This is a genomic window from Streptomyces sp. MZ04, from assembly GCF_004684775.1.
Taxonomy (GTDB): Bacteria; Actinomycetota; Actinomycetes; order Streptomycetales; family Streptomycetaceae; genus Streptomyces.
The window spans coordinates 44,374-51,872 of record NZ_SRIC01000025.1 but is presented as its reverse complement, the minus strand read 5'-3'; the positions used below and the strand labels follow the sequence as shown (position 1 = coordinate 51,872).

General features: G+C 69.2%; 9 protein-coding genes and 1 pseudogene. 5 read left to right on the top strand and 5 right to left on the bottom strand.

The genetic code is table 11. The features are described from left to right. Positions 1–204 (top strand): annotated as a pseudogene (locus E2651_RS08785) (hypothetical protein); the annotation flags it as partial. Here the strand turns inward: E2651_RS08785 and E2651_RS08780 are convergent. From E2651_RS08780 to E2651_RS08770, 3 genes are all read right to left on the bottom strand, one after another. Then, positions 201–1,580, bottom strand: coding sequence for a DUF1254 domain-containing protein (locus E2651_RS08780; protein WP_135330463.1), 1,380 nt, complete (start codon positions 1,578–1,580; stop codon positions 201–203). The pseudogene E2651_RS08785 and the gene E2651_RS08780 sit on opposite strands and share 4 nt — an antisense overlap. After that, positions 1,577–1,825: a type B 50S ribosomal protein L31 gene (locus E2651_RS08775; protein ID WP_135330462.1), complete on the bottom strand. Its 249-nt coding sequence runs from the start codon at positions 1,823–1,825 to the stop codon at positions 1,577–1,579. The genes E2651_RS08780 and E2651_RS08775 overlap by 4 nt, the downstream gene beginning before the upstream one ends. A gap of 134 nt (positions 1,826–1,959) precedes the next feature. Then, the gene (locus E2651_RS08770; protein WP_135330461.1) at positions 1,960–3,006 is read right to left on the bottom strand and encodes a Ku protein; all 1,047 of its coding nucleotides are present in this window, start codon (positions 3,004–3,006) and stop codon (positions 1,960–1,962) included. 227 nt (positions 3,007–3,233) lie between these two features. On the opposite strand from E2651_RS08770, the gene E2651_RS45160 reads away from it, so the two are divergent. Beyond that, positions 3,234–3,566 carry a hypothetical protein gene (locus tag E2651_RS45160; RefSeq protein ID WP_245238684.1) on the top strand — a complete coding sequence of 111 codons (333 nt, stop codon included), beginning with the start codon at positions 3,234–3,236 and terminating at the stop codon, positions 3,564–3,566. 332 nt (positions 3,567–3,898) lie between these two features. Here the strand turns inward: E2651_RS45160 and E2651_RS08755 are convergent, their stop codons facing one another. Further along, on the bottom strand, positions 3,899–4,204 hold the full coding sequence (locus E2651_RS08755; RefSeq protein ID WP_135330460.1) for a DUF1330 domain-containing protein: 306 nt from the start codon (positions 4,202–4,204) through the stop codon (positions 3,899–3,901). 188 nt (positions 4,205–4,392) lie between these two features. Here E2651_RS08755 and E2651_RS08750 point away from each other — a divergent pair, with 188 nt between their 5' ends. Beyond that, positions 4,393–5,295 (top strand): LysR family transcriptional regulator, encoded by a 903-nt coding sequence (locus E2651_RS08750; protein WP_135330459.1) that lies wholly within the window; start codon positions 4,393–4,395, stop codon positions 5,293–5,295. 11 nt (positions 5,296–5,306) lie between these two features. Here the strand turns inward: E2651_RS08750 and E2651_RS43865 are convergent, their stop codons facing one another. Then, positions 5,307–5,444: a hypothetical protein gene (locus E2651_RS43865; protein WP_167828741.1), complete on the bottom strand. Its 138-nt coding sequence runs from the start codon at positions 5,442–5,444 to the stop codon at positions 5,307–5,309. Between the two features lie 206 nt (positions 5,445–5,650). Here E2651_RS43865 and ligD point away from each other — a divergent pair, with 206 nt between their 5' ends. Both ligD and E2651_RS08740 read left to right on the top strand, forming a co-directional pair. Next, entirely contained in the window at positions 5,651–6,547 is an 897-nt protein-coding gene (ligD, locus tag E2651_RS08745) for a non-homologous end-joining DNA ligase (RefSeq protein ID WP_135330458.1), read from the top strand. Next, entirely contained in the window at positions 6,544–7,425 is an 882-nt protein-coding gene (locus E2651_RS08740) for an RNA ligase family protein (RefSeq protein ID WP_135330457.1), read from the top strand. The genes ligD and E2651_RS08740 overlap by 4 nt, the downstream gene beginning before the upstream one ends. Positions 7,426–7,499 lie beyond the last annotated feature (74 nt).

The window sequence follows — 7,499 nt, the reverse complement described above, 5'->3', positions numbered from 1 at the left end:
GCCACCGGCCCCGCCACCGACCTGCGTCCGCGGCTGGCCGCGGGGGTCGCCCTGACCGCCTTCGACACCGTGCTGCAGCGGTGGAGCGACAGCGACGGTGCGGAGGACGCCACCGTGCTGACCGACCGGGCCTTCGCCGTCATCGCGCCGGCCCTGGACGTCAGGGCAACCAGGGCAACCAGGGCAACGACCAGGAGCGGCTAGGAAACGGCCCCGCCCTCCCGGTCGCGGCGTACCGGCGGCAGTTGGTACGTCCCGTCGAAGACCGCCGCCCGCGGCGTGTACATCCGCACCACCGGGCGGAAGGGGCCCTCGGGCGTGGGCAGCCAGTTGGCGGCCGTCTTGTCGTCGGCGGGGCGACGCGCCTGGAGGCGGAGCGTGAGCGAGCCGTCGTCGCCGTACGCAAGACCTGGGGTGCGGTCGCCGATCGAGTACCGGTCGACGGGGTTTTCGACCAGGTGGTAGTCCGGTACGTCGTACATCGTTACCGACCAGAATGCGTCTACCGGCGGCACCTTCTCGAACCGCAGCGTGTAGGAGCGTGAGCCGTCCAGTGGCTCGCCCTCGTCGTCGTTCCACGTCATCGCGTGCGCCGCTTCGTACCCGTGATTGCCCCAGAGGTCGGCCCGTGCCGCCGCCGCGCGCATGGTGTGCGCCAACTCCCGGTCCCTGCAGATCCATTGGGGATCCTTGAGCGTGCCGACCTCGAAGTGGTCGGCGTTGTAGTCGAAGGCGTGGTACGCCAGCTGCCAGCCGTTCTGCTCGGAGGACCCGGCATGGTCCCCGCCATGGTCCCCGCCATGGGTCGTGGCGTGCTCGACCCGCTCCTTGCCTGCGGCGAATCCCGCGCGCAGCGCCTCGACCAGCTCGGGCGCGGCCTGACCGTACGGACTCTGCGGGTCGAGCAGGCCGAGCGGGGCGAAGCGTTGCTGATACGCCACCTCAGGCGCCGCGGGTGGAAAGGCCGCCATCCGCGCCCGCAGCTTCTCGAAGAACAGCAGCTCCGGATCGCCGTCCGGGGTGTACGCGTGGGTCGGAAGACCCAGGGGCTCGCCGGACGCCGTCCAGTACGGCTCGAGGAGCGTGTCCTCCTGGAGTTCCCGCACCGCCGCCACGTCGTCCGGGCCCGCGCAGGCCCAGCGTCCGACGATCGTCGCCACCATCGTCGGCACGGAGATCCGGGTGGCGCCCGCCGGCACGAGCTCGTCCCAGCCGGGCGGCGTGAGCAGGAAACTCGCCGCCCCGGTGCCGGTCGCGCGGCGTCCCACGTACGCGAAGTTGTTGGTCCAGGCGTCCACGAACTGCAGGACGTAGTAACGCCCGGCGGTGTCCGGCACGGTGAGCAGCAGCGGCCCGCCGGACAGGTCGATCTGCGCCAGGGAGTAGAGGGTGTCGTTGTTGACGGTCACGAAGCTGTCGCTCGGCCCGGCGAGCTTGCCGCCATGGCTGAACTCGTTGAAGGGGGCGGGCGCCACCGAGGCCATGCCCTTGCGGGTGAAGCGGTCGACCTCGTCGAGGTTGGACACCATCGGAAAGCCGTAGACGTACGCCTCGGCCGCCAGCTCCTGCAGATCGGTCATGCGCCGTCCCCGAAGCGCCGCTCGAACTTCGCCACCTGGCCCTCGGAGTCCACGACCCGGGCCCGGCCCGTGTAGAACGGGTGGCTCTCCGCCGAGATCTCCACCTCCACCAGCGGATACGTCTCGCCGTCGTCCCACTCGATCGTCTGGTCGCTCGACGCGGTCGACCGGGTGAGAAAGGCGTACCCCGCCGAGCGGTCACGGAAGACCACGGGCCGATATCCGGTCTGCTTGTCCTGGGTCATTCCTCCAGGGTTGCCGGGGTACGGGTTCCTGGCGAGCCTGGGGGCGCCAGGCGAGGTACTCAGAGGTGTTCCGATATCTCCAGGAGGGCTCGAGAACATCGCGTCCATCTGATGAAACGGCGGCATCACCGGCCCTACGCCGAGGCCCGCTTCTTCGGTGCGGCCTTCTTGGCCGCGGACTTCTTCGCAGACGCAGACGCAGCCGTGGACGTCGACTTCTTCGCCGTCGACTTCTTCACCGTCGACTTCTTCACCGTGGACTTGGCGGCCGTCTTCTTCGCGGTCCTCTTCGCCGTCGACGTCGACTTCTTCCCGCCCACCTGCTTGGGCGCGGCCGGAGCCCGTTTCCGGCGGGAGGACAGCGGCGTCACCTCGGCCTCCTTCCCCTCCTTCTCCCCCTCGCCCCGCGCACTCCGCGCCGCCTTCACACTGCTCTCCAGCGCGGCCATCAGGTCGATGACCTTGCCGCCACCCGCGGCGGCGGCCGCCGGCTCCGTCGGGATCTTTCCCTCCGCCTTGGCGGCGATGAGTTCCTCCACCGCCGCGCGGTAGTCGTCGTGGAGGGACGACATGTCGACCTCGCCGAGCGTGTCCATCAGGGCGTCCGCCAGGTCGAGTTCCGCGTCACGGACCTTGACCTCGGTGTCGGGTGCCACGCCCTCGGGGGCCCGGATCTCGTCCGGCCACAGCAGACCGTGCATCGCGATGACGTCGTCCACCACCCGCAGCATCCCGAGCCGCTCCCGCCCCCGCAGCGCGTACTTGGCGATCGCCACCTTCTGGCTGCGCTTCAGCGCCTCCCGCAGCAGCGTGTACGGCTTGGCGGCGGGCACCCCGTTCGCCGACAAGTAGTACGCCGCGTCCATCTGGAGCGGGTCGATCCGGTCCGCCGGGACGAAGGCGACGATCTCGATCGTCTTGGCGGTCGGGATCGGCAGGGCGGCCAGATCCTCGTCGGTGATCGGGACCATCGACCCGTCCGCCTCCTCGTAGGCCTTGCCGATCTCGGCGGACGTCACCTCCTTCTCCTCCAGCTCGCACACCTTGCGGTAGCGGATCCGGCCCCCGTCCTCCACATGGATCTGCCGGAAGGAGACCGAGTGGCTCTCGGTGGCGTTCACGAGCTTGATCGGGATGCTGACAAGACCGAAGGAGATCGCACCGTTCCATATGGATCGCACGTCTGGCACCTCTCAGCCGAGGAGTACTTTCGGGTGGTTGTGGGTTCTCAGAACCGGCGCCATATTTCTCGGCGCCGACAGCACAGCGAGGCCACATGGGGTGACTTGCCGAGAATCGCTGTTCAGAGGACTCACTCTTTCAGGCGATGCAGGTCGGTTCTGCCTGCCCGATTCGTCAGGGCTGGGATCGTGTGGTTTGCAGGTACTGCCCGAGCTGGGGGTGCGTCGTGGACGATCCCGCCGTAGAAGTCAGCGTTCGCTTTCCCGACGGCAAGCTCGTGGAGGACCTGTCGTGGACAACAGTGTCCGTCGACGCGCTGAAGTCGGCGACTCCGTGGCGGACGTTCCGATGGCGCCGAGGACAGCAGCGCTATTCCGGAAGCTACTGGTCAGCGACCATGCGTGAGCCCGTGATCTACGAGTCGCGGCTGGAACTGGCAAGGCTTCTCTTCGCCGATTTCGACCCGCTCGTGCACGGCATCGTGGCCCGGCCGTTCCTGATGAAGACCACGGCGGGGCCACCTGGCCGGCTTCCGGCGCGACTGGGTCTTCCGTCCTGAGCTACTCGGCGCCCACGCCCGCCCAGCTCGGCTTGCAAGCCCTGGACTGCGTGCTGTCCTGCGAGGTGAGGCTGCTGATCCTGGACGACCTGCACTTCCTCAAGTGGCACAGGAGGTGCCCACCGGCGGCGCCAAGCCCTTCGACATCACCCCCGGTATCACCCCTGGTCCGGACGGCAACATGTGGTTCACCGAATACAACAGCCACAAGATCGGGAAGATCACCACCAGCGTGGGACGCGGGGCACGGCTTCGAACTCGTCTGGTGAGTCGTCGTTCAGCACCGTGTGCGTATCAGGTGACGGATGCTCAGCGATGGCTGGGCCCGCCGGTCAGTCGATGCCGTCGATGATGCGGAAGTCGCGCTCGTAGCCGTCAGGGAGGGCCACCAGCGCCTTCTGGTATGCCTCGCTCTCGTATGCCGCGACGGCCTGTTCAAAGCTGTCGAACTCGATCAGAACGACGCGTTGCGTGATTCCGGCCTCGTGGGCGACGACTCGACCGCCATGGGACGGGATCCGGGACAGGACGCGCCCGCCCCCGGCCTGGACAGCCGGACCGGCCAGCTTGTCGTAGGCAGTCAGCTTCTCAGGGCCGGAAATGGCGGGGTAGACACTGACCCAGTAGCCCTTAGACATGGAAACCTCCTGTGTTGGGCCGGACACGTCCGACTTCGAATTGACACTCAGATCGATCGATCCCGGCGACGGGTACTGCGGTCACTTGAATCGTCATATGCGCAGGTTAGGGCCTGATCTGCGGTCGAGGGAAAGACCGGTACGGGATAGACTCAGAACGGATTGTTATCAATCGGCAGGGGGGGCACGTGGCGCCGGATACGGTGAGCCTGCGGTACTTCCTGGTGCTGGCGCAGGAGTTGAACTTCACCCGCGCGGCCGCACGGATCGGTATCGCACAGCCCGCGCTCAGCGCCCGGATGCGCCGATTGGAGGCGGAACTCGGTACGGCCCTGCTGGTCCGCAACACGCGTAGCGTCGTATTGACCACGGCCGGTGCGGCTTTGGCGGAGTCCGCGCCGCCCGCGCTGGCGGCGCTGGACCGGGCATGGGACACCGCCCGGAGCGCGGCGGCCGGTGAACTGGGCACGCTGCGCATCGGATACAGCCTCAGCGCCGGGGCCGAGACGGTGCCGGCCCTGGTGGACAGGCTGATTCGCGGCAACAGCGGACTCGAGGTCGGCGCGGTCCCGATGGCGACACCGGAGATCTCTCCCGCGGTCGCCGACGGCCGCATCGATGCCGGGATCACCCGCGGTGAACAGCCGGGCCGTGGCGTACGCCGGTTCCTGCTGCGGCGTATGTGCATCGGGGTCCAGCTGGCGCAGCACCATCCGCTGGCCGAACACCCGGAGATCGAGATCGCCGACGCGGCCGCGTATCCGCTGCGACTCCCGGACCGTGCGACCAACCCCGTGATCCACGATCAGCTGTCCGCACTGTTCCGAGACACCCGACCACACCCCCGATTCCACACGCCCGCAGTCTCTTTCGACATGTCTCAGCGCGACCTGCGCGACGGGGTCACCCTCGCCCCGGCCGGAGAAGCCGCGGTCACGGTACAACCGGCCGGTCTCACCTGGCGACCACTGCGGGGCGCGCCCAGCCTGACGATCCACCTGGTCCTGCCACGCGAGCAGTCGCCGCTACACCGCCGCATCCGTGCCGTCGCCAAAACCCTGGCGCACGAGCTGCACTGGCTGCCGGACTGACGCGCAAGAGGTCAAGCGAGACGGACGCCTGCGGCGGCGAGGCCGAAGACCTTGCGCCCGGCGGACTCGGCGGATACCGCGCCTTCGCCGACGCCGAACCGGACAAGCACGGGCAACCGGCGGGAACGCCCGCCGTCAACGGCGTCCATGACGTCGGTCAATGCTTAACGCCCACCACTGTTCCATTGCTCCCCGAGGCCGGACATGGCCACGCTCCTGAGACAGAAGCATGGCCATCGGCGTGAGAATGAGCAGAGCTGCAGGCCACAGCGTCGGCATGTGACGCGCGTTCTGAGATCCCGCAGTGATTCATTGCTTTTGGGTGATTTGGTGCGATTTATGCGACTCTCATCGTATGACGCCGATCACCGAGGTGGAGGGGCGGCGGCTGGCCCTCAGCAATCTGGAGAAGGTGCTGTACCCGGCCACGGGCTTCACCAAGGGCGAGATGCTGCACTACTACGCCAGCACGGCGGGCTCCCTCCTCGCCCACCTCTACAACCGCCCGGTCTCCTTCCTCCGCTTCCCGGACGGCCCGGACGGCCAGCGCTTCTTCGCCAAGAACGTGCCGCCGGGCACCCCGTCCTGGGTGCGCACCGCCGACGTGCCGCGCTCGGACGGGAACGCCCGGCAGATCGTCGTCAACGACCTCGCCACCCTCATGTGGGCCGCCAACCTCGTCACGGAGTTCCACACGCCGCAGTGGCAGGCGGACGCCCCTGCGATGGCCGACCGGCTGGTCCTCGACCTGGATCCCGGCGCGCCCGCCACCGTCGTCGAGTGCTGCCGGGCCGGTCTCTGGCTGCGGGACCGGCTGCGGGACGACGGGCTCTACGTGTACGCGAAGACCTCGGGCTCCAAGGGGCTGCACCTGCTCTGCCCGCTGGAGCCGACGCCGTCCGATGACGTCACCGCGTACGCGAAGGGACTCGCCAAGGACGCCGAGCGCGCGCTGCCCGCCCTGGTCGTCCACCGGATGGCCAGGAACCTGCGCCCCGGCAAGGTCTTCGTCGACTTCAGCCAGAACGCCGCGGCCAAGACGACCGCCACCCCGTACACCCTGCGCGCCCGCCAGGAGCCGACCGTCTCCACCCCGGTGACCTGGGAGGAAGTCGAGGAGTGCGGCACCCCGGAGCAGCTCGTCTTCCGTGCGGCGGACATCGCGCCCCGCCTCCAGCGGTACGGGGATCTGCTGGGCCCGCTCATCAACGCGAACCGCGCCCGGCCGCTCCCCCGATCGGGTCCCGCATGATCAGCCTTCCGGTCAAGGTCGCCCTCGCCGAGTCCGTCACCTCGCTGCCCGAGGGGTCCGGCTGGGCCTTCGAGCCCAAGTTCGACGGGCATCGGCTCGTCGTCATCGCCGAGCGCCGCCGGGTGATGCTGCAGGCCCGGTCGGGCCGCCTGGTCACCACCTCGTTCCCCGATCTCGCCGAGGCCGCACGACGGCTGCCCGCGGGGACCGTGCTCGACGGCGAGGTCGTCGTCTGGGGCGACGAGGGCATCGACTTCGGGGCCGTGCAGCAGCGCGCCAACGCCACCCGCGGGCGTGCCGCCCTGCTCGCGCGCGAGCTCCCCGCTTCGTACGCCGCCTTCGATCTGCTCGCCGAGGACGGCGAGGACTGCCGCGCCCTGCCGTACGAGGAACGGCGCGCACGCCTCGTACGGATCGTCGGACCGCTCGGCCCGCCCCTGCAGCCCGTGCCCATGACGACCGACCGCGAGCTCGCCCTGAGCTGGTACGAGACCCTGACCGCCACCGGCGTCGAAGGCCTGGTGATCAAGCGGCTCGACGGGGCCTACCGGGGCGGCGCGCGGGCGTGGCTGAAGCTGCGGCACAGCGACACCCGGGACGCGGTCGTCATCGGCTTCACCGGGAGCCGGGCCCGGCCGCACGCGCTGGTGCTCGTCCTGCCGGGGGACGGCACTCCCGTGGTGTCCTCGCCGCTGGCGCCCACGCTGCAGGTGGCGGCCGCGGCCGCGCTGCCCGAGGCGAAGGGCGAGGGGACGGCGACCGCCATCGGGATCGGCGAGGTCACCTATGCCGCGCTGCCGTCCGGCCCGCCCGTCACGGTGGAGGTCCGGCAGAACACGACCCGGCACGCGACGACGGCGGTGGTCCGGTTCCGTTGACCGACGCCGGTGGCTGACACCAGCCGACATCGAAAGTGACTCACGTCACAGCTAATCAAGTTTGACTAGCGAGC

Excerpts from the sequence above, each read along its gene's own strand:
- E2651_RS08780 (WP_135330463.1), bottom strand. The coding sequence starts at position 1,580 with ATGACCGATCTGCAGGAGCTGGCGGCCGAGGCGTACGTCTACGGCTTT.
- E2651_RS08775 (WP_135330462.1), bottom strand. The coding sequence starts at position 1,825 with ATGACCCAGGACAAGCAGACCGGATATCGGCCCGTGGTCTTCCGTGAC.
- E2651_RS08755 (WP_135330460.1), bottom strand. The coding sequence starts at position 4,204 with ATGTCTAAGGGCTACTGGGTCAGTGTCTACCCCGCCATTTCCGGCCCT.
- E2651_RS43865 (WP_167828741.1), bottom strand. The coding sequence starts at position 5,444 with ATGGACGCCGTTGACGGCGGGCGTTCCCGCCGGTTGCCCGTGCTTGTC.
- ligD (WP_135330458.1), top strand. The coding sequence starts at position 5,651 with ATGACGCCGATCACCGAGGTGGAGGGGCGGCGGCTGGCCCTCAGCAAT.
- E2651_RS08740 (WP_135330457.1), top strand. The coding sequence starts at position 6,544 with ATGATCAGCCTTCCGGTCAAGGTCGCCCTCGCCGAGTCCGTCACCTCG.